The 23615-nt window shown below is 65.3% G+C and carries 27 protein-coding genes; 14 read left to right on the top strand and 13 right to left on the bottom strand.

Annotated elements, in window-relative coordinates; translation table 11 throughout:
* Window positions 1-325: 325 nt before the first annotated feature.
* Genes CR105_RS21555 through egtD form a run of 3 tightly spaced genes read right to left on the bottom strand, consistent with a single transcriptional unit; the run spans window position 326 to window position 3427 of the window.
* On the bottom strand, window positions 326-1258 hold the full coding sequence (locus CR105_RS21555; RefSeq protein ID WP_099792049.1) for a YihY/virulence factor BrkB family protein: 933 nt from the start codon (window positions 1256-1258) through the stop codon (window positions 326-328).
* Window positions 1258-2448 carry an ergothioneine biosynthesis protein EgtB gene (egtB, locus tag CR105_RS21550; RefSeq protein WP_099792142.1) on the bottom strand — a complete coding sequence of 397 codons (1191 nt, stop codon included), beginning with the start codon at window positions 2446-2448 and terminating at the stop codon, window positions 1258-1260. Before egtB ends, CR105_RS21555 begins: the two co-directional genes overlap by 1 nt.
* A 13-nt stretch (window positions 2449-2461) precedes the next feature.
* Window positions 2462-3427 (bottom strand): L-histidine N(alpha)-methyltransferase, encoded by a 966-nt coding sequence (gene egtD, locus CR105_RS21545; protein ID WP_099792047.1) that lies wholly within the window; start codon window positions 3425-3427, stop codon window positions 2462-2464.
* Window positions 3428-3582: 155 nt separating this feature from the next.
* Between egtD and CR105_RS21540 the strand changes: the two genes are divergently transcribed.
* From CR105_RS21540 to CR105_RS21515, 6 genes are all read left to right on the top strand, one after another.
* Window positions 3583-4479 carry a putative selenate ABC transporter substrate-binding protein gene (locus CR105_RS21540; RefSeq protein ID WP_099792140.1) on the top strand — a complete coding sequence of 299 codons (897 nt, stop codon included), beginning with the start codon at window positions 3583-3585 and terminating at the stop codon, window positions 4477-4479.
* An 8-nt stretch (window positions 4480-4487) separates the two neighbouring features.
* Entirely contained in the window at window positions 4488-5303 is an 816-nt protein-coding gene (locus CR105_RS21535) for a phosphonate ABC transporter ATP-binding protein (RefSeq protein ID WP_099792045.1), read from the top strand.
* Between the two features lie 3 nt (window positions 5304-5306).
* On the top strand, window positions 5307-6137 hold the full coding sequence (locus tag CR105_RS21530; RefSeq protein ID WP_099792043.1) for a PhnE/PtxC family ABC transporter permease: 831 nt from the start codon (window positions 5307-5309) through the stop codon (window positions 6135-6137).
* Window positions 6134-6916: a phosphonate ABC transporter, permease protein PhnE gene (phnE, locus tag CR105_RS21525; protein ID WP_099792041.1), complete on the top strand. Its 783-nt coding sequence runs from the start codon at window positions 6134-6136 to the stop codon at window positions 6914-6916. Before CR105_RS21530 ends, phnE begins: the two co-directional genes overlap by 4 nt.
* A gap of 6 nt (window positions 6917-6922) precedes the next feature.
* Window positions 6923-7579 (top strand): ABC transporter ATP-binding protein, encoded by a 657-nt coding sequence (locus CR105_RS21520; protein WP_099792038.1) that lies wholly within the window; start codon window positions 6923-6925, stop codon window positions 7577-7579.
* Between the two features lie 160 nt (window positions 7580-7739).
* The gene (locus CR105_RS21515) at window positions 7740-8027 is read left to right on the top strand and encodes a hypothetical protein (protein WP_099792036.1); all 288 of its coding nucleotides are present in this window, start codon (window positions 7740-7742) and stop codon (window positions 8025-8027) included.
* Window positions 8028-8153: 126 nt separating this feature from the next.
* Here the strand turns inward: CR105_RS21515 and CR105_RS21510 are convergent, their stop codons facing one another.
* From CR105_RS21510 to CR105_RS21490, 4 genes are all read right to left on the bottom strand, one after another.
* Window positions 8154-8720, bottom strand: a complete 567-nt coding sequence (locus CR105_RS21510; RefSeq protein WP_180288264.1) for a hypothetical protein — start codon at window positions 8718-8720, stop codon at window positions 8154-8156.
* Between the two features lie 59 nt (window positions 8721-8779).
* A complete protein-coding gene (locus CR105_RS21500; RefSeq protein ID WP_099792138.1) occupies window positions 8780-10234 on the bottom strand; it encodes a Ppx/GppA phosphatase family protein in 1455 nt (484 codons plus the stop codon).
* A 105-nt stretch (window positions 10235-10339) separates the two neighbouring features.
* Window positions 10340-11503 carry a GGDEF domain-containing protein gene (locus CR105_RS21495; protein WP_099792032.1) on the bottom strand — a complete coding sequence of 388 codons (1164 nt, stop codon included), beginning with the start codon at window positions 11501-11503 and terminating at the stop codon, window positions 10340-10342.
* Between the two features lie 13 nt (window positions 11504-11516).
* A complete protein-coding gene (locus CR105_RS21490) occupies window positions 11517-11792 on the bottom strand; it encodes a hypothetical protein (protein ID WP_099792030.1) in 276 nt (91 codons plus the stop codon).
* A gap of 93 nt (window positions 11793-11885) precedes the next feature.
* On the opposite strand from CR105_RS21490, the gene CR105_RS21485 reads away from it, so the two are divergent.
* The 3 genes from CR105_RS21485 to CR105_RS21475 all read left to right on the top strand — a co-directional run bounded on the left by CR105_RS21485 (window position 11886) and on the right by CR105_RS21475 (window position 16340).
* On the top strand, window positions 11886-12710 hold the full coding sequence (locus tag CR105_RS21485) for a spermine/spermidine synthase domain-containing protein (RefSeq protein ID WP_099792028.1): 825 nt from the start codon (window positions 11886-11888) through the stop codon (window positions 12708-12710).
* A 126-nt stretch (window positions 12711-12836) separates the two neighbouring features.
* Complete coding sequence (locus tag CR105_RS21480) at window positions 12837-15749, top strand: bifunctional diguanylate cyclase/phosphodiesterase (RefSeq protein WP_099792026.1); 2913 nt, start codon at window positions 12837-12839, stop codon at window positions 15747-15749.
* A gap of 387 nt (window positions 15750-16136) precedes the next feature.
* The gene (locus tag CR105_RS21475) at window positions 16137-16340 is read left to right on the top strand and encodes a hypothetical protein (RefSeq protein WP_099792024.1); all 204 of its coding nucleotides are present in this window, start codon (window positions 16137-16139) and stop codon (window positions 16338-16340) included.
* Window positions 16341-16509: 169 nt separating this feature from the next.
* Here CR105_RS21475 and CR105_RS21470 read toward each other — a convergent pair whose 3' ends face one another.
* Both CR105_RS21470 and CR105_RS28460 read right to left on the bottom strand, forming a co-directional pair.
* A complete protein-coding gene (locus tag CR105_RS21470) occupies window positions 16510-16881 on the bottom strand; it encodes a hypothetical protein (RefSeq protein ID WP_099792022.1) in 372 nt (123 codons plus the stop codon).
* A gap of 85 nt (window positions 16882-16966) precedes the next feature.
* A complete protein-coding gene (locus CR105_RS28460) occupies window positions 16967-17104 on the bottom strand; it encodes a hypothetical protein (RefSeq protein WP_180288263.1) in 138 nt (45 codons plus the stop codon).
* A 193-nt stretch (window positions 17105-17297) separates the two neighbouring features.
* Here CR105_RS28460 and CR105_RS21465 point away from each other — a divergent pair, with 193 nt between their 5' ends.
* On the top strand, window positions 17298-17489 hold the full coding sequence (locus CR105_RS21465; RefSeq protein WP_099792020.1) for a hypothetical protein: 192 nt from the start codon (window positions 17298-17300) through the stop codon (window positions 17487-17489).
* A gap of 6 nt (window positions 17490-17495) precedes the next feature.
* Here CR105_RS21465 and CR105_RS21460 read toward each other — a convergent pair whose 3' ends face one another.
* Both CR105_RS21460 and CR105_RS21455 read right to left on the bottom strand, forming a co-directional pair.
* Complete coding sequence (locus CR105_RS21460) at window positions 17496-17720, bottom strand: hypothetical protein (protein WP_099792018.1); 225 nt, start codon at window positions 17718-17720, stop codon at window positions 17496-17498.
* A 142-nt stretch (window positions 17721-17862) separates the two neighbouring features.
* A complete protein-coding gene (locus CR105_RS21455; protein ID WP_099792016.1) occupies window positions 17863-18084 on the bottom strand; it encodes a hypothetical protein in 222 nt (73 codons plus the stop codon).
* A gap of 149 nt (window positions 18085-18233) precedes the next feature.
* Here CR105_RS21455 and CR105_RS21450 point away from each other — a divergent pair, with 149 nt between their 5' ends.
* Window positions 18234-19133, top strand: a complete 900-nt coding sequence (locus CR105_RS21450; protein WP_099792014.1) for an alpha/beta hydrolase — start codon at window positions 18234-18236, stop codon at window positions 19131-19133.
* A gap of 1 nt (window position 19134) precedes the next feature.
* Here CR105_RS21450 and CR105_RS21445 read toward each other — a convergent pair whose 3' ends face one another.
* Complete coding sequence (locus CR105_RS21445) at window positions 19135-19533, bottom strand: TerB family tellurite resistance protein (RefSeq protein WP_099792012.1); 399 nt, start codon at window positions 19531-19533, stop codon at window positions 19135-19137.
* 86 nt (window positions 19534-19619) lie between these two features.
* Entirely contained in the window at window positions 19620-20588 is a 969-nt protein-coding gene (locus tag CR105_RS21440; RefSeq protein ID WP_099792010.1) for a TerC family protein, read from the bottom strand.
* 119 nt (window positions 20589-20707) lie between these two features.
* On the opposite strand from CR105_RS21440, the gene nhaR reads away from it, so the two are divergent.
* The 3 genes from nhaR (at window position 20708) to CR105_RS21425 (ending at window position 23558) form a co-directional block, all read left to right on the top strand.
* Window positions 20708-21607, top strand: a complete 900-nt coding sequence (nhaR, locus tag CR105_RS21435; RefSeq protein ID WP_099792008.1) for a transcriptional activator NhaR — start codon at window positions 20708-20710, stop codon at window positions 21605-21607.
* Between the two features lie 233 nt (window positions 21608-21840).
* The gene (locus CR105_RS21430; protein WP_099792006.1) at window positions 21841-22356 is read left to right on the top strand and encodes a chemotaxis protein CheW; all 516 of its coding nucleotides are present in this window, start codon (window positions 21841-21843) and stop codon (window positions 22354-22356) included.
* A 170-nt stretch (window positions 22357-22526) separates the two neighbouring features.
* The gene (locus CR105_RS21425; protein WP_099792004.1) at window positions 22527-23558 is read left to right on the top strand and encodes a L,D-transpeptidase family protein; all 1032 of its coding nucleotides are present in this window, start codon (window positions 22527-22529) and stop codon (window positions 23556-23558) included.
* Window positions 23559-23615 lie beyond the last annotated feature (57 nt).

Below are 23615 nucleotides of genomic sequence, written 5' to 3'. Positions count from 1 at the left end.
TGGAATTAGTGGCGACTTTAACATCACCGCCGCGAAGCGCGCGCACAAACCGTTCAGGCGAAAAAAAAGCTCGCCGAAGCGAGCTCTGTTCCAATGTATTACCAATGCTTTAATCGTGTCTCAGGCGCCCATGCTATCTGCGTGGTGCGTTGATATGTAAATCGACCAACGTATTCGGAATTACAAACCCAGTCTTTTGCGACTATCTACGAATCACAGCATTACACGTGCCGTTATCGAGGCGCAGCGCCTGGGGCGTGGTGCAAATCGCGAACGAACTGCAGCACAAAACGAAGTGTATCACTATTTTGTGCGCCGCAGCAAATTATTTTTCGGGATAGGTCTGCATCGGCTCCGGCTCCTCGTCCATCTGGTCCTTCCCTGCCCGCTCGTATTCGGAGATCACCTGGGCGCCGAGCAGCAGCAAGGTGGCGCCGATTTCCAGGCTGAACATGACGACGATGGCCGTCGTCATCGAGCCGTACACCACGTTCACCTGCGACAAGGTGGAGAAATACCAGACCAGCACGCGCCGCGCCACTTCCCACAGCAGCGCCGCGGTGATGCCGCCGATCAGCGCGTGCGACAGCGACAGCCGGCCCACCGGCATCACCATGTAGATTGACGTGAGCACGAGGATTTCGCCGCCCAGCCCCAGCAGGTACAGCAGCGCGCCGGACACGCCGCCGAGCGACCAGTTGTAGCCGAACAGACGCACGCTCTCCGTCCCCATCACCTGCAGACTGCCGGCCACCAGGGTGACGAGCATGATGCCGGCGCCGAGCGCGACGATGTAGCAGTAAGGCAGCACCGCCGACACCAGGAAGTGACGGCGCCGGATCGCCACCCGATGGATGAAGATCACGCTCATCGCGTTTTCCAGCACCGTGAAGGCGAGCGAACTGAAAAACAGCATGGTGCCGCCGAGCACCCAGGTAATCAGGTTGCGGTTCTCGAGGAAGTGCGCCACCTCGGCGGTGATCGACTCCGACTGTCCCGGCACCAGGTACTCGAGATAGCGGCGCAGCGTGAGCAGCAGTTCGGCCTGGTCGATGAAGTGCGACAGCGCCACCACCACCAGCATCAGGAACGGCACGATCGACAGCAAGGCGTAATACGCCACCGCGCCGGCCAGCAGCAAACCCTGGTTGGCGCGGAAGCCCTTCAGGACCTGCCACACGAACGCGAGCGGATGGGCGAGGATGTAGGCGTTGGCGCGGCGGTTGAGAATCTCGATCTGCGGCAGGTGGACGGTCATTATTTAGCGAGTCGGATGCCGGTAAATTGCCAGCGTGCGCCGGCAGGGAAAAAGTTGCGGTAACTCGCGCGCGCATGGCCCGGCGGCGTTGCCTTGGAGGAGCCACGCAGCACGTACTGGTTGAGCATGAACTTGCCATTGTATTCCCCCAGCGCGCCAGGGGCCGTCGCGTAGCCTGGATAGGGGGAATAACTGCTGCTGGTCCACTGCCAGCAATGGCCGAACATCTGATGCAAGCCCCTGTCTGCGCCGCGCGCGGCCAGTTCCCATTCCGCTTCCGTGGGCAGGCGCGCGCCGCGCCAGTGGGCGTAGGCGTTCGCTTCGTACAGCGACAGGTGCACCGCCGGCAGATCGGGCGCCAGCGGCCCCATGCCGTGCAAGGTGAATTCGTGCCACGATCCGTGCGCGTCGCGCCGCCAGTACAGCGGATGGGCAAGCGACAGCGCGCACACCTGGTCCCAGCCTTCGGACAGCCACAGGGCCGGGTCGCGGTAGCCGCCGGCGTCGATGAATTCGAGGTATTCGGCGTTGGTCACCAGCCGCGCCGCCAGTGCGAACGGCAACACGTACTGGCGGTGGCGCGGCAGCTCGTTGTCGAAGCAGAAGCCGTCGCCGTCGTGGCCGATCTCGGTCAGGGCGCCGGCAAAATCGACCCAGCCGGCGGCCGGCGGCGTGTCCGGCGCCGCCGGCGACGCCGACGAATATGTCGGATACAGCGCGTTTTGCGCCAGCATGTGCTTGACGTCGGTGAGGATCAGCTCCTGGTGCTGCTGCTCATGCTGCAGGCCCAGTTCGATCAGCGCGGCGAGCGCCTCGTCGTCGGCATGTTCGGCCAGCAGGCGGGCGATGCGCTGGTCGACGTTGGCGCGGTAGGCGCGCACTTCCTGCAGCGACGGTCGCGTGAGCAGGCCGCGCTGGGCGCGCGGGTGGCGCTCGCCGATGCCGTTGTAGTAGGAGTTGAACAGCACCCGGAAGGCCGGATGAAACGGCGCGAACTGCGCCTCCATCGGCTCGAGGATGAAGGTCTCGAAAAACCAGGTGGTATGCGCCAGGTGCCACTTGACCGGACTGGCGTCGGGCATCGACTGGGCGCCGCAATCTTCGCTCGACAAGGGCTCGGCCAGCATCAGCGAGCGTTTGCGCACGGTCTCGTAATGACGGCGCCAGGTGAACTCGTTGGTCGGCTTCATCGCGGCCTGCGCTTCAGTCGGCAATGGCGCGCGCGTGGATCACCGCGAACCAGCCGGCGGCGTCGGTCCACACGCGGGTGGCCTGGAAGCCGCCCTGCTCGAGCAGACCGACCGCATCGCTCTGGCGGTACTTGTAGCTGTTCTCGGTGTGGATACGCTCGCCGCGGGCAAACGCGCGCTCGCCGCCGTGCCAGCGCACCGACAGCGCCTCGCGCGCTTCGAGGTGCATTTCGATGCGCTGCTCGGCGCCGTTGTAGGCGCCGCTGTGGCGCCATTGCCGCACGTCGAAGTCGGCGCCGGCCAGGTGGTTTATGTGGCGCAGCATGTTCAGGTTGAACGCGGCCGTGACGCCCAGCGCGTCGTCGTAGGCCGCGTCCAGGGTGGCGCTGTCCTTGACCAGGTCGATGCCGATCAGCAGGCCGCCATCGTCGTCGCATTCGGCGCGCGCGCGGCGCAAAAAGGCGCGCGCCTGTTCGGGCGCGAAATTGCCGATCGACGAACCGGGGTAGAAGAACAGCCGCTTTTGCTGGCGCACGGTGTCGGGCAGTTCGAGTGCGGTGGAAAAATCGAGACCGAGGCCGGTCATTTCAATATGCGGGAAGCGCTGCTGCAGGCGCTCGATCGACTCGCGCAAAAAGTCGGCCGAAATGTCGATCGCCACGTACTGCGACGGGTGCAGCAGCGGGAACAGGCGCGCCGCCTTGGCGCAGTTGCCGGCGCCAAGGTCGATCAGGGTGGCGCCGGCGCCGATCGCGCGCGCCATCTCGGCGCCATGGCGCTCGAAGATAGTTGCCTCGGTGCGGGTCGGATAATATTCAGGCAGTTCGCAGATCGCCTCGAACAGGCGCGAGCCGAGTGCGTCGTACAGGAATTTGGGCGAGATGCAGGCGCTGGTGGCGCGCAGGCCGGCATCGAGTTCGGCTAATACAGCCGCGCTGGCGTGGGGGCGTTTCGATTCGGTCAGGCATGACGTCGACATGGTTTTTCATTCGCGCGCGGGCAAGGCGCAGTAATCGAGCTGTCTGAATGGGATGGCTGTGTTTTTGTTATGATATCTGAATATTCAAATTTTCAGCGCCACCATAGTCTTCAGCGTGGCGCCCGAATCCTGTCAACTTCCCAATGAAAGGCCATATGCGCCACTTCTCACCGCTTCGCATGTTCAAAACGATTCTTGGCGCCACCGCCGCTGCTGGCCTGATGTTTGCGGCCATCACCGCTGCAGCCCAGAATACGCCTGGCGTGCTGCGCGTGTCGGCCATTCCGGACGAAGCGCCAACTGAACTGCAGCGCAAATTCAAGCCGCTCGGCGATTACCTCGCCAAAGCCACCGGCCTGAAAGTCGAATTCACGCCCGTCACCGACTACGCCGCGTCGGTCGAGGGCCTGATCAACAAGAAGATCGACATGGTCTGGTTCGGCGGCTTCACCTTCGTGCAGGCCAACGTGCGCAGCAAAGGCCAGGTCACCCCACTGGTGCAGCGCGCCGAAGACGAGAAATTCCGCTCGGTGTTCATCACCACCAACAAGGACATCAGCAAACTGGAAGACCTGAAGGGCAAGACGCTGTCGTTCGGCTCCGAGTCGTCGACGTCGGGCCACCTGATGCCGCGCTCGTTCCTGCTGGGCGCCAAGGTCGATCCGGACACCGACCTGAAACGCATCGCTTTCTCCGGCGCGCACGATGCCACGGTGGCAGCGGTCGCCGGCGGCAAGGTCGATGCGGGCGCGCTGAATATCTCGGTGTGGGAAAAGCTGGTCGCCGAAAAGAAGGTCGACCCGGCCGTCGTGCGCGTGTTCTACACCACACCTGGCTACTTCGACTACAACTGGAGCGTGCGCTCGGACATGAACCCGGCGCTGAAGAAGAAGATCGCCGATGCCTTCCTGGCACTGGACAAGTCCACGCCTGAAGGCAAGGAAATTCTCGACCTGCAGCGCGCCACCAGGTTCATCCCGACCAAGGTCGGCAACTACGCCGACATCGAGAAGGCCGCAACCAGCGCCGGTCTGCTGAAAGAAGGCAAGTAAGCACTGCCATGACGTATCAGCTCGACAAACTGACGGTGCGCCACCATGCTTCCGGTGGCGGCGCGCCCGCACTGCACGAGATCGACCTGGTTGTCGCACAAGGCGAGCAGCTTGCCATCATCGGCCCGTCGGGCGCCGGCAAGACCACCTTGCTGGCCACGCTGGCGCTGACGCAGCGCCCGTCCGGCGGCGTGTTCCACGCCTTCGGCCAGGATCCGTGGGCGCTGCCGGACGCGCAGCGCCACCTGCTGCGCGCGCGCCAGTGCCTGGCGCCGCAAACGCCGCCGCTGCCGCCGCGCCAGCGCGTGGTGACGGCGGTGCTGGCGGCGCGCCTGCCGCAATGGACGCTGTGGCAGGCGCTGGTGTCGCTGGTAAAACCGGCCAATCCCGAGGCGGCCTACGGCGCGCTGCTGCGCTTTGGCCTGGGCGACAAGCTGTATGCGCGGGTCGACCGGCTGTCCGGCGGCGAGCGCCAGCGCTGCGGCCTGGCGCGCCTGCTGCTGTCGTCGGCGCAGGCGTTCCTGGTCGACGAGCCGCTGTCGGCGCTCGATCCGGCGCTGTCGCAGCTGACCTTGTCGACCTTGCAGCAGGAAGCTGCCACCCGCAACGCCACCCTCATTTGCAGTCTTCACCAGGTCGACATCGCGCGGGCAAACTTTGCCCGCATCGTCGGCCTGCGCGCCGGGCGCATCGTGTTCGACCTGCCGCGCGAGCAGGTCACCGACGCCATGATCGAGGCGCTGTACCAGAACGAATCGGTACCGCCGGTCGTGCCGGTGCTGCACGAAACGCCGGAACGGCTCGCCGTCGGCGCCTGCTTCTAACCCATGAAGAGCACGCCCCGCATTCCCGCCGACCCGGCCTGGCGCACGCGCGTCACCGCCACCATCGTCGGCCTGGCGATCCTGTGGCCGGCGCTGGTGTTCAGCGAATTCAAGCCGTGGATCCTGTTCGACATGCAGAGCCTGAGCGCGGCCGGCCGCTTCCTGTCGGACTTCCTCACGCCGGCCCATTCGCCCGATTTTTTGCTGATGGTGCTGCGCGAGACGTGGCAGACGGTGGCCATTGCCACCGCCGGCCTCACGCTCGCGCTGCTGGGCGCCATTCCCGCTACCTTGATCGTCACCGAACGACTGTCGATCTCGCGCCTGGGCAGCGGGCGCATGCGCCCTGCCGCGCGCCTGCTGAGGCAAAGCGTGCGCTGGATCCTGGTACTGCTGCGCAGCGTGCCCGAGCTGGTATGGGCGCTGCTGTTTGTGCGCGTGGTCGGCCTCGGCCCCACCGCCGGCGTGCTGGCCATCGCCCTCACCTACTGCGGCATGCTCGGCAAGGTGTACGCCGAGATCCTCGAATCGTCCGACGCGCACGCCACCGACAGCCTGCTGGCCAACGGCAGCGGGCGCCTTCCCGCCCTGCTATACGGCGCGCTGCCGGAATCGGCCTCGGAGCTGGTGTCGTACACGGTGTACCGCTGGGAGTGCGCGATCCGCGGCTCGGCGGTGATGGGCTTTGTCGGCGCCGGCGGGCTTGGCCAGCGCATGGACGAGTCGACCCGCATGATGGCCGGCGGCGAGGTGTCGACCATGCTGATCATGTTCGTCGTGCTGGTGGCGCTGGCCGACGTGGTGTCGAAACTGCTGCGCCGGAGGCTCGGATGATGCCCGTCGCGCCGCCGCGCTCGAAGTCCGGCTGGCTGCTGGCGCTGGCCCTGGTGGCGCTGGTGGTTGCCAGCTTCGCCTCGATGCCGCTGCAGCTGGCGGCGTTTTTCAGCGCCGAGGCGCTCGCCACCACCAGCGAATTCCTGCAAGGTTTCGCGCCGCCCGAACTGGGCACGAAATTCCTGCTCAAGTGCCTCAACGCGACCGCCGAGACGCTGTCGATGTCGGCGCTGGGCACCTTGCTGGCGGTGTTCGGCGGCCTGGCGCTGGCGCTGCCGGCGGCCGGCCGCTTCGGCCGCGCGCCGCGGGCGCTGACGCGCGCCGTGCTCAACGTGCTGCGCTCGATTCCCGAACTGGTATGGGCGTCGCTGCTGCTGGTGGCCGCCGGCCTGGGCCCGTTCGCCGGCACGCTGGCGCTGGCCGCGCACACCAGCGGCGTGCTCGGACGGCTGTTCGCCGACGCGCTGGAAAACGCCGAACCGCTGCCGGAACAGACCTTGCGCACCAACGGCGCGGCGCCGATGGCGGCGTTCTTCTACGCGACCTTGCCGCAAACGCTGCCGCAGATGATGTCGTACACGCTGTACCGCTGGGAGAACAATATCCGCGCGGCGGCGGTGCTGGGCGTGGTCGGCGCCGGCGGGTTGGGCCAGATGCTGAAATACCACCTGTCGCTGTTCCAGATGCAGAACGCCGCCACCGTCGTGCTGTGCATGCTGCTGCTGGTGGCGATGGTCGACGCCATCAGCTTCGCCATGCGGCGCGCACTAACCCGATAGGACACCATGCTCGAACTGCGCAACCTGACCAAATCGTACAACGGCCGCACGGTGCTGCATGCGCTGTCGCACCAGTTCGCGGCCGGCGAATTCGTCGCCATCATGGGCGAATCCGGGGTCGGCAAATCGACCTTGCTGAACCTCGTCGCCGGGCTCGACGCGCCCGACAGCGGCGAGGTGATCGTCGACGGCCAGCCGATGTCGGCGCTCGACGACGACGCCGCCACCGGCCTGCGGCGCACCCGCATGGGCTTCATCTTCCAGGCGTTCCACGTGCTGCCGCACCTGACCTTGCTGCAGAACGTGGCGCTGCCGCTGCTGCTCAATCGCGCGGGCCTGGCGCGCGCCGGCGAGATGCTGGCGGCGGTCGGCCTGGCCGGGCGCGGCGACGACTTCCCGCGCCAGCTGTCGGGCGGCGAAATGCAGCGCGTCGCCATCGCGCGCGCCCTGGTGCACCGCCCTGCGCTGGTACTGGCCGATGAACCGACCGGCAACCTCGACCCCGAAACCGCCGCCGGCGTGCTCGAACTGCTGCGCGCCGAAATCAAGGCCAGTGGTGCTTCTGCCATCATGGTCACACATTCTCACGCCGCCGCCGCCCAAGCCGACAAAATCTATGTGTTGACGCGCTCAGGACTGAAACTGTCGCAAAAAGGCGTCTAGACAGCTTTATTGTGGGAATATTTACAGTTGATGGCGCAATTACGGTGTCAACGTAGTATTATTTCAACTAACCCAATTTGCATACATTGTCACTAAAAGTAACAGATTGGGCCGAGATGGCGACACAATCGATCAGCACCCAACCTCCGTGGAGGACCAGATGAACGTACGGCTAAAGAAACTCGAGATGATCGAGGCCATGAATCGCGCGCGGGCGCTCGAACCCTCGAGCTTCGTTCCGAACAAGCTGCTCGACACGCTCATCGAGAAGATGAACCTCAAGAATGACGCGGAGCTATGCCGGGTGCTGGAAGTGCAGCCACCCATCGTTAGCAAGATCCGACACCGCAAGCTGGCCGTCGGCGCCACAATCTTGCTGCGCATGCATGAAAAATCAGAGCTCAGCATCCGCGATCTGAAGGAACTGGCAAGCGCATCCATGCATTGATGGTGGCTGGCTGAATTGTTGGCGCCGCCGGCGAGAGCCGCGCGGCGTTGTCATTTGCGCTACGCACTATTGCAACATTCTCACACAAGCTCACGCATAAGCTTTAGAGATTGCTGGCGGGCTCGCTCAGGTCTTGCGCGGGCGGCCGGTTTTCAGTTGCGGCAGGCTGGCCAGCACGTTCTGCAGCGTCGCCAGGTCGAGCTGGCTGATCAGCGCGACGCCGATCCGCAGCAACTCGCTCTTCTTGATATCGAAACCGGCCTTCAGGCACGACTTCTTCACCTGGCCCAGCACCTCGTATTCGTGTTCCGGCATGGTGAAGCTGTCGCGCACCAGGCGTGACTTGCGCGCTTTCTCCCTGACCTGCTCTTCCGGCACCGCCGCCTTGGCGGCCGCCTTGCGCGGCGCTTTCGGCTTGACGGCGCTGGCCGGCGCGCTGCGCGCCGCAACCGGCGCGGCAGCTTTCTTCAGCGCCGGTTTGACTGCCGGTTTGGGCGCCGCTTTCGCCACTGGCGTCGCCGCCGCCTCGACCGCGGGCTTGGCGGCCGGCTTCACGTCCGGCTTCACGTCCGGCTTCTTGACAGCGGCCTTGGCGGCCGGCTTCACTGCTGGTTTCGCAGCCGCTGGCGCGGCCCGTTTGGCCGGTGCGGCCTTGCTTGTGCTTGTTGTTTTCACGGCTGCGGGTTTGCGCATCGATTACTCCAAAAATTAACAGGTTAAACAATATATACCATTAAAACCATCCGTGCGGTTCAGGCGCTCGTTTTGACGCTGAAGTCGACGCCCACCTCGTCCCACCACTCCTGCTCCTTTTCGATCCAGTAGGAGACGGTCGGATGGTGCGCTACCCACTCGCGCTTGATATCGAGTTCGATGCGGTTCTTCATGCGCAGTTTGAGTTCGCCGAAATCGGCCTCGATGCGGGCATGCATCAGCAGGATTGCCAGCCGCAGCGCCAGCACCGCCTTGGCGAAGTCGGCGTCCGGCAGCGAATCGGCGATCTTGCGCAGGTTGCCCTTCTGGCCGAGGATCAGCCTGGCCATCGCCTTCTGCTCGCGCGCCGTAAACCCGGGCAGGTCGGCGTTTTCGATCATGTAGGCGGCATGCTTGTGGTAGCCGGTGTGCGACACCACCATCCCTATCTCGTGCAGCTGGGCGCTCCAGTACAGCAGCTTGGCGTAGGCGTCGCCGGCCGGCTTGAGCATGGCGTACAGCGCCGCCGATTCGTTGGCGACGCGGCTGGCGCGCGCCTGGTCGACGTGGAACTTCTCGCCCAGCAGGCGCACCGATTCCTCGCGCCGGTCGCGCTGCATCGAGCGCGCGTACAGGTCCCACATGACGCCCATGCGCAGCCCCGCCTCGACCGGCATCAGGCGCTCGATGCCCAGTTCGGCCAGCAGCGCAATCAGGATCGCCAGGCCGCCGATGACGGTGGAGGCGCGGTCGGCCTTCAGGCCCGGCATGTCGATGCGGCTGACGTGGCCCAGTTCAATGAAGCGGCGCTTGACAGCGTCGAGCGCGGCCGGCGTGATGCCGTCGCCAAAGCCGTTGCGCTCGACGACTTCGCCGATCGCGCGGATCGTGCCGGACGAGCCGTAGGCGGTGCGCCAGTGCTGCGGATGGTACGGCGGCGCGGCGTCCTCGAAGTGACTGCGCGCCGACAAAATGGCCGCTTCGAACGAGCCGGCGTCGATGCGCCCGCCGACAAAGAACGACAGGCTTTGCTTGACGGTGCCGACGCTGAACGATTCGACCCGCTCGATGTCCAGGCCGCGCCCGAGTATCAGTTCGGTCGAGCCGCCGCCGATGTCGAGCACCAGGCGCCGCTCGCCCGGGGTGGCAAGCGCATTGGCCACGCCCATGTAGATCAGGCGGCCTTCTTCTTCGCCGGAGATGATCTCGATCGGGTAGCCGAGCGCCTGCTCGCAAGCAGGAAGGAATGCGTCGGCGTTGCGGGCGACCCGCATGGCCGAGGTGGCGACCACGCGCACCGCGTCGAGCCGGTACAGCGCCAGCGCGGCGCGAAAGCTGCGCAGGCAGGCCAGCGCCGACTGCATCGCCGCCTCGGTCAGGTTGCCGGCGGTGTCGAGACCGGCGGCGAGCCGGATCGGCTCGCGCATGCTTTTAACGACCCGGATCGCTTCGCCGTCGTGTTTGCCCACGTGCAGGCGAAAGCTGTTCGATCCCAGGTCTACCGCAGCATACATAGCTTCTTTCTCGTTGATTGTCATGTCGCTCCAGCGCCGAAAAAATCGTACCACAATAGCGCCGCGGTATTACACGCGAATGACATGCGCCCTGTGGCCGCCAGGTTAAGGCGCCGCGCTGACAGCGTGCGCTTCGACGACGCGATTGCGCCCGCCCGCCTTGGCCGCCTGCAGAGCGTCGTCGGCGCGCTTGAACAGGCTGACGGTGGTGTCGTCGGCGCGGATGGTGGTCACGCCGAAGCTGGCGGTCATGCCGATCATCGCGCGCTCGCCCTTGACCGGGCTCGACTCGATGGCGATGCGCATGCGCTCGGCCACCAGCGCCGCTTCCGGCAAGGCGGTGCGCGGCAGCAGGATGGCAAACTCAACGCCGACCATGCGGCCGAGCTGGTCGCTGTCGCGCATGTGGCGCTTGCATACCTCGACGACGGCGCGCAGCACGTTGTCGCCGGCCGGATGGCCATAGCTGTCGTTGACGCGCTTGAACTGGTCGAGCTCGAACAGCACCAGCGCGGTCGGCAGGCCGGGCCGGCGCGCCAGCGACAGCCAGGGCGCCAGCGCGATGAAGAAGCCGCGCCGGTTGGGGCAGTCGGTGAGCGCGTCGACCACCGCCAGGCGCTCGATCTCGGACTGCACCTGCTCGCGCGTGAGCAGCAGGTAGCCGAAGCCGTTCCCCAGCATCAGCAGGTAGAAGGCGGCCGAGGACCACAGCTGCAAGATGGTGTTGCTGATCCAGCCCCAGCCGCCCGGCATGGTCAGCACCATCACGCCGCGCGCGGCCACCAGCAGCGCCAGCAGCGCGGTGGCGATGGCGACGAAACGGCGCAGCATCGTCGCGTCGCGCCAGCCCAGCGCCAGCGCGGCGGCGCCGGACAGGTAGAAGGCGCCGAGGATCAGCGAACTGGCCACCGTGCGCAGGCCCGTCTCGTCGATGATGTAGCAGGCGATGAACACGCCGATGGCCAAAATCAGCAGCCACAGGGTGGGCCGGCGCCAGCGCGTGCGCTCGGCCGCTTCCCACATCGCGCCCGCTTCGAGCGCCACGCCGACGAACAGGATCGAATAGCCGAGCGGGATCGAGATCGGGTCGGGCACCACGCCGCTGCCGCGGAAGTACAGCAGCAGCCAGGCCGCTGCCTGGCACTGCTTGGCGACCGACCAGGTCGACAAGGTCAGCGATTTTTTGCGCTCGTACTCGAAGAAGAACAGCGCGGCGCACAGCGACAGGTTACCCAGCGCCAGCGCAAACACCATGGTAGTGATATCCATCCGGGCGCTCGCCTCAGACTTCGTGTTCGACGTTGCTGCTGCCGTCGCCGATCTTGCTGGCCCAGGCGTGAACGAAATACCCCTTTTCGGCGTCGCTCGGGGCGTCGCTCCAGAACACGATCAGCGTGCCCTTGTGGTCGTGAATCTGGGAGACCTTCTCGACGAAGCGCTCGCAGGCGCCGCCGTCAGCCAGCGCCATCACGTACCCATACACGCGGCTGAGCCGGTCGAGGCGGTCCGGTTCGGTCAGGCTGTTGGTCGCGGTAATGGTGGGGTGATCTAAAAACATGGGGTCTCCGTGAGCGATGGATCAGCTTATCAGAAACCTGTGCTGGGAAACAAGGTATCTGCCCGCGCGACAACGCTCGCCTATACTGGCGCCATGCCCGCGATTCCTGCCCCGTCATCCGCCCAGTCGCTTTGCTCGCCGCCATCGCCGCCCCTGGTGCGCACGCACGGCGACGTGCGCACGCTCGAATTCACGCCGGGCAACGTGCAAAGCGAGATGCGGCTGTCGCGCCCCAGCCGGCTGATGCTGGCCTATTCGCGCGCGATGATGTGCTTTGCGCTGTTCGTGCCGCGCCCGCGCCACATCGTGCTGGTCGGCCTGGGCGGCGGCTCGCTGGCCAAGTTCTGCTACCGCCACTTCCCAGGCGCGCGCATCAGCGTCATCGAACTGCGCGCCGACGTCATCGCGCTGCGAGCGCAGTTCAGCGTGCCGGCCGACGACGATCGCTTTCGGGTGGTGCATGCCGACGCCGCCGTCTGGATCGCGCAGGCCGGCGCCGGCAGCGTCGACGTGCTGGTGGTCGACGGCTTCGACGAGGCGGGCCTGCCGCCGGCGCTGGGCAGCTCGCGCTTCTATGCCCACTGCCGGCGCGCGCTGCGCCACGGCGGCGTGCTGGTGGCGAACATCTTCAGCTACGATCCGCAGTACCAGGCAATGCTGGGGCGGCTGCGCCTGATGTTCGGCGGCCAGGTGTGCTGGCTCGACCGGGTAGCGGGCAACAACTGCATCCTGTTTGCCGTCAAGGCGCCGCTCGACCTTGATGCCGGCGCCACTGCGGACACGGCGGCGGCGCGGCGCGCGCTGCGGCTGCGCCGGCTGACGGGCCGCCGCCACGGCACTGGCATCGGCGCCTTCAACCGGCTACTGGTGCGCGCGCTGGTCGCTTACCTCTCGCTGCGGCACAATGTTTCAAAGTGACAACGTATTCCGCACTATCTGTTGCTACCAAACAATTTATTTGCGCAATAGAACGAGGATGTGACACACTACCGTCTCCATGAGAAGCCAACCCGGCTTCTTGCCACCAAAGGAATGCCCGGGACAATGCCGCGCCGCCCGCAGTTTTCGCTCGCTGTCGCCACTGCCCTCACGCTGGGCGGCGGGCTGGCCGCGACCGCCGCGTTGTTCATCGCCGTCAGCCATCTCGAGTACGACAAGATCAACCTGGCGTTCGAACAGCGCGCCAACGTGCGCATCGGCGCCATTCGCGCCGGCCTCGACGCTGCCGTCGAAGTGGTGCAGGTGACCAACCAGCTGTTCGCCACGGTCGAACCGGTCACGCGCCACCAGTTCCACGACTACACCACGCCGCTGCTGCAGCGCTACCCGTTCATCCGCGCCTTCAATTACCACCGCGTCGTCAGCGACGCCGAGCGCGCCGGCTTCGAGTCCAGCCTGCAGACGGTGCGTCCGGGCAGCGGCATCGTCGACATCGTCGACGGCAAGCCGGTGCCGGCGCCGCGCCGCGCGCGCCACGTCGCCGTCGAGTTCGTCGAGCCGCTGGCCGGCAACGAATTCACCTTTGGCCTGGACGCCTCCGCCAGCCGCGCCATCGTCGATACGCTCGAGCGGGCCATCGACAGCGGCCGCCCCGGCGCCACGCGACTGATCAGCCTGCTGCGCGACAAGCAGCCGCAGGCCGGCTTCATGGTGATCATGCCGGTGTATCGCCATGCAAGGCCGACGGCGACGGCGGCCGAACGGCGCGCCGCGCTGGTGGGCGACACCGCCGTCATCATCCGCGCCGAAGAGCTGGTGCACAGCATCCTGATCAGCAACGGCTTGCTCGACGACGACAAGCTGCGTCTGGTCGCGTATGCGGGCGGCCCCGGCGGCGCGCTCATTTCCGTGTTCGACAGCGCCGGCGGCGGCTCGCCGGCGGCGCCAGCAACGCTGGTGGCGGCGCCGGCGGCCGACTCGTTGCTCGCCAGCATGGCGCGCTGGGTGGCGCTCGATCAGCACCCCAGCTTGGCGCGCAACCTCGACATCGCCGGCCAGCCGTGGCGCATCGACGTGCGCGAGCAGCCGCGCCCGTTCCTGGGCGAACATTTCGGCTCGCTGCTGGTACTGGTCGGCGGCCTGCTGATGACGTTTCTGATGAGCGCGCTGGTGCAGGGCATGGTGCAGCGCTCGCGGCGGGTGCAGCGGCTGGTGCAGGAGCGCACCGCCGACCTCGAGTTGTCGAACCAGCGCCTGATCCACGACGTGCTCGACCGCCGGCGCACCGAAAAGGCGCTGCAGGAAAGCGAGCAGCGCTTCCGCCAGCTGGTGTCGATGTCGTCCGACTGGTACTGGGAGCAGGACGAGCAGTTCCTCTACACGGCCATTACCGGCGGCTTCGGCGAAAAGGCCGGCGTCGCCGCCGAGCGGCTGCTGGGCAAGACGCGCTGGGACGGCGTGCCCAGCATGGAAGAATCGGAGTGGGGCCAGGCCCACATTGCGCAGCTGCGCGCGCACAAAAATTTCACCGACCTCGAGTACCCGATGGTCGACGACCAGGGCGGCGTGCGCTGGTTCTGCGTCAACGGCGAGCCGGTGTTCGACGAGCTCGGCGTGTTTCGCGGCTACCGCGGCACCGGCACCGACATCACCGCGCGCAAGCTGTCCGAGCAGCGCATCCACCACGTCGCCCAGCACGATGTGCTGACCGGCTTGCCCAACCGCAGCCTGCTGCAGGACCGCCTCGGCCAGGCGATCGCCTATTCGATGCGCTCGCTGCACCCGGTGTGGGTGATGCTGATCGACCTGGACCGCTTCAAGTTCGTCAACGACAGCATGGGCCACAAGGCCGGCGACGTGCTGTTGATGACGGTGGCGGCGCGGCTGCGGGGGGCGCTGCGCGACACCGACACGGTGGCGCGCTTGTCGGGCGACGAATTCGTCGTCATCCTTTCCGAACACGTCGACCAGAGGCTGTCGGTCGACATCGTGCAGCGCCTGATGGATTCGGTGGCGCAGCCGGTCATGCTGGGCAGCAAAGAATTCTTCGTCACCTGCAGCATCGGCGTGGCGGTGTACCCGACCGACGGCGCCCCGGCCGACAGCCTGATCGAGCACGCCGACATTGCGATGTACCGCGCCAAGAAGCTCGGGCGCAACAACTTCCAGTTCTACACGCCGTCGATGAACGAGGACGCGATGGAGCGGGTGCGCATCGAAGGGGCGCTGCGCAACGCGCTCGAGCGCGACGAATTCGTGCTGCACTACCAGCCGCAGGTGGACCTGGCGACGGGCGAAATTGTCGGCATGGAAGCGCTGCTGCGCTGGCAGCATCCAGAGATGGGCATGGTGGCGCCTTCCCGCTTCATCGGCGTGGCCGAAGAAACCGGCCTGATCGTGCAGATCGGCGCCTGGGTGATGCGCGCGGCGTGCCAGCAGAACCAGACCTGGCAGGACGAGGGACTGGGCAAGCTGCGGGTGGCCGTCAACCTGTCGGCGCGCCAGTTCGGCGCCGCCAACCTGATCGCCGACATTCGCCGTGTGCTGGCCGAGACGGGACTGGCGCCGGCCTGCCTCGAGATCGAGCTGACCGAGAGCCTGTTCATGAGCGACGTCACTCTGGCGGTCGAACTGCTGCACGGCATGAAGGCGCTTGGCGTGAACCTGTCGATCGACGACTTCGGCACGGGCTACTCGAGCCTGTCGTACCTGTCGCGCTTCCCGATCGACGTGCTCAAGATCGACCGCTCGTTTGTTGCCGAGATCACGCGCGACTCGAACGACGCCGCCATCGTGGCGTCGATCATCGCGCTGGCGCACAACCTGAAGCTGGCGGTCATTGCCGAAGGCGTCGAGACCGAGGAGCAGCTCGACTACCTGCGCCGCCACGGCTGCGACGAGATGCAGGGCTACTACTTCAGCCGGCCGCTGCCCGCTGAAGAATTCGAGCAACTGGTGCGCCAGCAACGGCGCCTGCCGCTGCTCGACGCGATGGCGCCCGAGATCCTCGTCGCCTGAGCCCGCTTAAACAATTGGGGTCAGACCCGTTTGTTGTTCGGCCAAATCGCAAACAATGTCTATAAAGTCGGGGTCTGACCCCAATTTTAGTGCAGCCGACATGTGCGCCTTGAGAGCTTCTCCTCCCGCTATGAAGGTCGCACTATCGCCGCTCGATTGGGGTGCCGCGCCGGGGCATCCACGCGGCGCGTAATTGTTCGGTGGGAGCCGGCGAATGGCGGCGAAAAAACGGGTCTGACCCCAATTGTTGAAGTGTGTCCAAATAGCAAATTTTCTTATGGTGAAATCGACATCATTCGATGTTTTTGGTTTATCATCCTTGCATAACGCAAAATGATCCGTCAGAGACATTCCAGCGCAGTCCACCATGGAAAAACTAGAGAAACTATGAACCATCCTCGCGCACAACTTAACCGGCACGACATCAAGCATCCGCGCACCGATTTCCGGACCCGCGATGTCGTCAACCAGGCCATCGCATCCATTCCGTCGGTCGGCCTGCAGCGCGCCGCTGAATTCCTGTCGGCGATGAACGTGCCGGCGGAAGTGGCGATCCGCACCCTGGTCTACCCGAACCGCCGCCGCCCGTAAGCACCGGCGTCCCGGCCGACCATGGCCGGGACGCCCCTACCCGCACTCCGCGGGCGCCACACGGCGCGCCGCGGCGCTGGCGTCGACACCGTCGGCGGTGCGGATGATGGTCGATTCGGGACACGACCGCCAAACAAAAAACCGGGCATCGCCCGGTTTTTTTCGTCCATTACTTCAGTTTATCCTGGGCCTCGATATCGGCCAGCGATTCGCGCCCCTTGTCGGTGACGTCGTAACCGCCCTCTTCGCGCGCAATAATGTGCGACTTCTTGCCGAGGAACGCGGCGACATCGGCATCGAGCTTGGCAGCCGGATCGGCCGACACGGCGCGCAGGCCGCCGATGCAGCGGCGCAGGAACAAGGTCTGCTGCCCCTTGTCGGTCAATGTCAGCCGGCCATCTTTGCCGTACTGGATCATCTTCAGGCCCGACAGCCGCTTGACATTGCGCCCGACGCAGGCGTTTACCTTGTCGTGCGCGGCGCCGCGCTCGACGTGGCCGAGTGCGTCATATTCATCCGTAGTCAATTTCTCGTTCTTCATTACCGCTTTCATGGTTAGCCGTTGCGGCGCCCATGGTACCTGCCCATTCCCGACAGGGCAACCGGCAATCGCCGTCGCGGCATCCTTATTTGAAGCTGCGCACCGCCAGCCAGGCCAGGCCGATGCTGGCGGCCAGCGTCAGCGCGAGGATCACGCGCATCCGCCGCGAGGCGTAGAACGGGGTGCGGCCGAGGTAAATCTTGTTGTGTAACGAATTGCCCATGACGCTCTCCCGAACAAATAAGACTCTGATGAAGCAGTATAGAAAGCTTACGACATTCAACTATGTGACGGCAAACACATTAGCAATATATGTAGAACGGAAGCAACACAATGGCAACGTCATACTGCGCGACAGCGGCCGAGCGACGCTGATACGATCCACCGATCGCACCACAGCCCCCAGGAGACGCAGCATGAACCAGACACCCGCCCCAAACGACCCTAGAACCGCCCGTCCGATGCTCGACGAAGCCGACATCGGCAGCGGCGAGAAAACCCCGGCGCAGAAAGAGACCGAGGAAATCATCCGCCAGATCCCGCCGCTGCCGGCCGACAAGTCCGGCGCCGACGACAATGCCAAGCCGGCCGCGCCAAACCGGCCATAACGCTTTTTACATCATCAGGCCCGGGCCTGGTGCCGCTGCCGCCTTGATCGGCGGCTCCGGCAAGGTCGGTTCCTTGACCGGTGAATGGGCTGGCGGCGGCACATCGTCCGGGTTCGGATTCGGCCCCGGCGGCTGCGACCCCGGATCATCCGGGTCCGGCGTCGAATGCGCACCGATGCTGCTGATGCCGCGATCCCATGCCTGCTCGTTGTTCGGATCGATGGTGCTCATGCTGTGCCTTTTCTGCCCAATGTTTTGGGCCAAATAAATATCGTAGCGATTTGCGCCGCTGCAATTTTGTCTAAAATCAAGCGCCGGCGGCGTCTGCCCGACGGCAGTCGCGCCGGCGCCACGCTCGCTGTCGCCGGGCGCGTCAGGAGGCCAGCAGGTTGTCGATCTCGGTGCGCGCCACTGCGATGCCGGCAAAGCGCGCCACGTCCGCGGTCGCATAGCCGCCCACCGTTTTCGAGCGCGCCCGCGGCTCGCCGCCGGCCAGGCTGGTGATGGTGTACTCGAAATCCCACAGGTCGCTGCAGTCCTTGATGGGCTCGACGTCGATGCGGTAGCCACGGTATTCTTCTGCTGCTTGCTGCATAACATTTCTCCAATAGTTTTTGGCAGACTAGCATGAAGGCCATGAATGCCCTGCCGCCCCCGCTTCAATCGTGCGGGCCCAAAGCGGCGCTTGCCGCATACCGCCCACCTTGTATATAGTTCAGCGCTAATCCTTGACGAGATGCCAATATGAAACCCCGCCTGCGCACCCTGCTAGCCGCCCTGCTGTGTTCTTTCGGTGGCGCCGCCACCGCCGCCGCGCCGATGAAGCTGGCCGACTACCTGGCGTTGAGCGGGCCGGCGCCGACGGCAAAGATTGCCTACGGCAGCGCGCCGTCGCAGTATGTCGAGCTGTTCCGTCCGGCCGGCGACGGGCCGTTTCCGGTCGTCGTGCTGGTACATGGCGGCTGCTGGACCATCAAGTTCGGCGGCATCGAGCAGATGCGCAACCTGGCCGGCGCGCTGGCCGCGCAAGGCATCGCCGTCTGGAACGTCGAATACCGACGGGTCGACGAAGACGGCGGCGGCTACCCGGGCACCTATCAGGACATGCATGGCGCGCTCGAGCTGCTGGGCGAACACGCCGGCCGTCACAAGCTCGACCTTGAACGCATCGTCGCGGTCGGCCATTCGGCCGGCGGCCAGCTGGTGCAGTGGATCGCCGGGCGCGCCAGGATTGCCCCGTCGAGCCCGCTGTTCCGGACCCAGATCCTGCCGGTGCGCCAGATCATCAGCCTGGGCGGCCTGGCCGACCTGCGCCACGAGGCAGCCCTGATCAAATCGAGCTGCGGGCGCGACACAGTCCAGCTGGCCGGCGTGGCCAGCAGCGCCAGGCCGGACATCTTTTCCGACACCAACGCCGCCGACCTGATGCCCAACGGCAGCAACACCGTGCTCATCACGGGCGAATTCGACACCGTCTCGCCGCCGCGCGTGGCCACCGACTATGCCGCCCGCGCCCGCGCCGCCGGCGACAGCGCCAGCGTCATCGTGCTGCCCGGCGCCAGCCACTATGACGAAGTGGCCGCCGGCTCGCCGGCGTTCCAACTGGTGCTGCCGGCAATCCGCAAGGCGCTCGGCCTGCCCTAATTCAGCTGGCCGCGGCAAAGCCGGTCTGCGCGGCCCACAGGACAGTCGCGCGCGCCAGCAACACCGCCTCGGCGTCGGCCAGCCAGTCGTCGGCGTCGGCGATCGACCACATCGCCTTGAGCAGGTGACGGCGCAACTGCGGATCGGCAATCTCGCCGAGCACGCCATCGATCAGCCGCGCATCGATCCGGACGTCGCCGTGCTCCGCCGTCGTCAGCAGGTCCTCGCACAGTTCCTGCAACAACTGGTGGAAGTCGTCACGCTCAAGGTCGACGTAACGCAAAATCCGCGTGCGGTCCATGGCAATCAATTCGCTTTGCGCCAGATTGCCGTCCACTACCATTGTCAGCGCCAGCACGCGAGCCGCTGCCTGTCCACTATTGAGTTCATACGAGCGCATTCCAGTTCCCCTTTACGTTGCGGTGAGTGATACATGTTGCGATGTTGCCAATGACGCGCGACCCGAACGCCGGGCCACGCGCTTGCTTACTTCGTTGCGTCGTCCTTGCGGGCAACCACCAGGCTGGCGATACAGCTGGCCGCGATCAGCACCGCCACCACCGTCAGCGACGCCTGCACCGGCACGTGGTACCACGGCATGATCAGCATCTTGACGCCGATGAAGGTGAGCACCATCGCCAGGCCATACTTGAGCAGGTGGAAGCGATCGGCCACATCGACCAGCAGGAAGTACAGCGCCCGCAGTCCCAGGATGGCGAACAGGTTCGACGTGAACACGATGAACGGATCGGTCGTGATGGCAAAGATGGCCGGGATCGAGTCGACCGCGAACACCAGGTCGGTCACCTCGATCAGGATCAGCACCAGGAACAGCGGCGTCACGTAACGCACGCCATCCTTGAGCACGAAAAAGCGCTCCTGGTGGTCGCCCTCGGCGACCCGCAAGTGGCGCCGCGCAAAGCGCAGCACAGGATTGTTGGCCACGTCGGGCTCCTGGTCGGCTGCAACGAGCATGCGCATGCCGGTGAACAGCAGGAACGCGCCGAACACGTACAGCACCCAGCTAAATTCGCTCACCACCCAGGCGCCGGCCATGATCATCACGGCGCGCATCACGATGGCGCCCAGCACGCCGTAAATGAGCACGCGGCGCTGGTACTGCTGCGGCACCTGGAAGGCGGTGAAGATCAGCAGGAACACGAACACGTTATCGACCGACAGCGTCTTCTCGATCAGGTAGCCGGACAGGAACTCGAGCGCCTTCTGGTCGGCCACCTCGGCGCCCATCGTGCCTTTCAGGTACCACCACAAGCCGCCGTTAAACAGCAGCGCCAGGCTGACCCAGATCAGCGACCAGATGCCGGCTTCCTTGACGCTGACCTTGTGCGCCTTGTTGCCGCCGAAAACGAACAAGTCCAGCGCCAGCATCAGCAGCACAAAGGCGATGAAGCCGGCCCACATCGGTCCGGTGGCGATACTTTCTAAACTATTCATGTGAATCTCCTTGTCACGAAGCTGTTTGGTGAAATCATCATAAAGAGGATGAAAGCATCGAACAACTCGAATATAATTGCCTATCTAATCGAAAAACTCGATGCTTCACGGAGCTGTCAATGGCCGCACTCAATTTCAAGCACCTGCGCTACTTCTGGATGGTGGCGAAGACCGGCAGCATCGCCAGGGCCGCCGCGCAGCTGCACCTGACACCTCAATCGATCTCCGGACAGCTCACGGAGTTCGCCGAAACGCTCGGCGTCGAGCTGTTTCGCAAGGCCGGGCGCAACCTGGAACTGACCGACACAGGGCGGCACATCCTGCGCCATGCGGAGGAAATCTTCAGCGCCGGCGACGCGCTGCTGGAGGTGGTGCGCGACACCACGCGCAGCACGACGATCGCGTTTCGCGTCGGGTGCGCCGACTCGGTGTCGAAACTGATCGCCTGCCGGCTGGTCGAGCCGGCGCTGCAGCTGGCCGAACCGGTGCGCCTGATCTGCCGCGAAGGCCGGCTCAACAGCCTGATCGCCGAGCTGGCGGTGCACCGGCTCGACATGGTCATCGCCGACCGGCCGATGCCCAGCCACCTGAGCGTGCGCGGCTACAACCATTTGCTGGGCGAAAGCGGCATGACGGTGTGCGCCACGGCGGCGCTGGCGGCGACCCTGGCGCCGCAGTTTCCGCACTGTCTGGACGGCGCCCCGCTGCTGCTGCCGGGCGAGGATTTCGCCATCCACCACCGCCTGCTGCAGTGGCTCGAGTCGGTGCAGGTGCATCCGCGCATCGTCGGCGAATTCGACGACAGCGCCATGATGAAAGCGTTCGGCCAGTCCGGCGCCGGCGCGTTCTTCACGCCGACCGTGATCGCCGCCCAGGTGTGCGAGCAGTACCGCGTGGTGCAGCTCGGCCGCGTCGACACGCTTGTCGAGCAGGTCTACGCCATCACCACCGAGCGGCGCCTGAGCCATCCGGTGACGGTGGCGATCAGCCAGGCGGCGCGCACCAGCTTGTTCGCCTGAGCCGGTCGCCTGCTGATTGTTACCGCTAAACAACAACAAATAACAGCGCTGCAAGCAATCTCCCGCTCCGGCTCGAAGCGCTTTGACATTTCCATGGGGCAAGTGTAACGTCAGGTCTGGCCGCCGGATATTGTGCGGCAACCGGACAAGCTTCAAGTGCAGCGCTATTGCCCCACCCCCGCGGTAGACCCTTGAGTGAGTATCCTCGCCTTCAACTCGAACAGGTCAATCACATGTTACAAACTCACTCAGCGGACGCCGCCGTCCGCAATCGCCAGCCACACGGCCACGATGAAACCGGTCACGAATTTCTCGCCTTCACGATGGGCGAGGAAGAATACGGCCTCGACATCCTCAAGGTGCAGGAGATCCGCGGCTATGAAGCGGTGACCCGCATCGCCAACGCGCCGGAGTTTTTCAAGGGCGTCATGAACCTGCGCGGCGTGATCGTGCCGATCGTCGACATGCGCATCAAGTTCAACCTCGGCACGCCGACCTACGATGAATTTACCATCGTCATCGTGCTCAGCCTCGGCGGCAAGACGGTCGGCATGGTCGTCGACAGCGTCTCCGACGTCACCACCCTGACCGCCCAGCAGATCCGCCCGGCGCCGGACATGGGCGGCGTGTTCGACAGCGACTACCTGATTGGCCTGGGCACGCTCGACGAGCGCATGCTGATCCTGGTCGACATCGACAAGCTGATGTCGAGCGCCGAGATCGGCATCCTCGGCACCTTGCCGACCTGATCACAGTTCACGCTGTTGACTGCAAAGCCCGCCGCGCGCGGGCTCTGTTGCGTTTTGGCACCCGGATTGGCGCGCAAGAGGCCTGCATCGCCTTAGTACGCTGCCGCACAGACCGTATATCTGGGAGGAACTAATCTCGCTGTACCAACCATAGCGACACAGGATACCCATTGAAAACAGCTCACACCGTCTTGGCCGCCTGCCTCACCGCCGCGTTCAGCCTGCCTGCATTTGCCGCCGCCGCGGCCCCTGCTGCCGCCCCCGGCGCCGCCGCAGCCGCCCCTGCCGCCGCCGCCCTCAGTCTCGACAGCGTCAACGCTGCCGGCAAGAGCGAAACGACCGGCAAGGTCGCCAAGCCCGGCAAGGCCGACATCCTGCGCGCCCAGATCATGCTCGACCGCGCCCACTTTTCTTCCGGTGAAATCGACGGCGCCGCCGGCTCGAACCTGCGCGCCGCCATTGCCGGCTACCAGAGCGCCAAGGGCATCGGGTCCACCGGCGCCATGAATACGGCGACCTGGGCCGCGCTGAACGCCGACAGCGCCGACGCGCTGACGACCTACACGATCCTTGATGCCGACGTCGCCGGCCCATTCGAGGCGATTCCGGAAAACATGGCCGACAAAGCCAAGATGAGCGCGCTCGGCTACACCAGCGCCGAGGAAGCGCTGGGCGAAAAATTTCACGCCAGCCCCGCCCTGCTCAAGCGCCTGAACCCGGGCAAGGACCTGTCCCGGGCCGGCGAGCAGATCGTCGTGCCGAACGTGCTCGACACCGAGCCGCTGCCAAAAGGCGGCAAGATCATGGTCGACAAGTCGGCCCGCACGCTGACCTTGTTCGACACGGCCGGCAAGGCGATCGCCCAGTTTCCTGCCTCCACCGGCAGCGAGCACGATCCGCTGCCGGTCGGTAATTGGAAGGTCAAGGGCATCGCCAAAAATCCGGTGTTCCACTACAACCCCAAACTGTTCTGGGATGCCGAAGCCGGCGAGAAAAAGGCGAAGATTCCTGCCGGCCCGAACAATCCGGTCGGGGTTGCCTGGATCGACCTGTCGAAGCCGCACTACGGCATCCACGGCACCCCGGTGCCGGCATCGATCGGCAAGACCCAGTCGCACGGCTGCATCCGCCTGACCAACTGGGACGTCGCCGCGCTGACGGCCTCGGTCGGCGCCGGCACCGACGTCGTGCTGCAAGACTAACAAGACCGATACTATTTCGCTTTCGCGCCCGGCGTGCCGGGCGCGTGTCGTACCTAC

It is taken from the genome of Massilia eurypsychrophila (assembly GCF_002760655.1).
Lineage (GTDB): Bacteria > Pseudomonadota > Gammaproteobacteria > Burkholderiales > Burkholderiaceae_D > JAFCUW01.
Note: the sequence above shows the minus strand (reverse complement) of the source record. Positions and strands in the feature narration are given on the sequence as shown.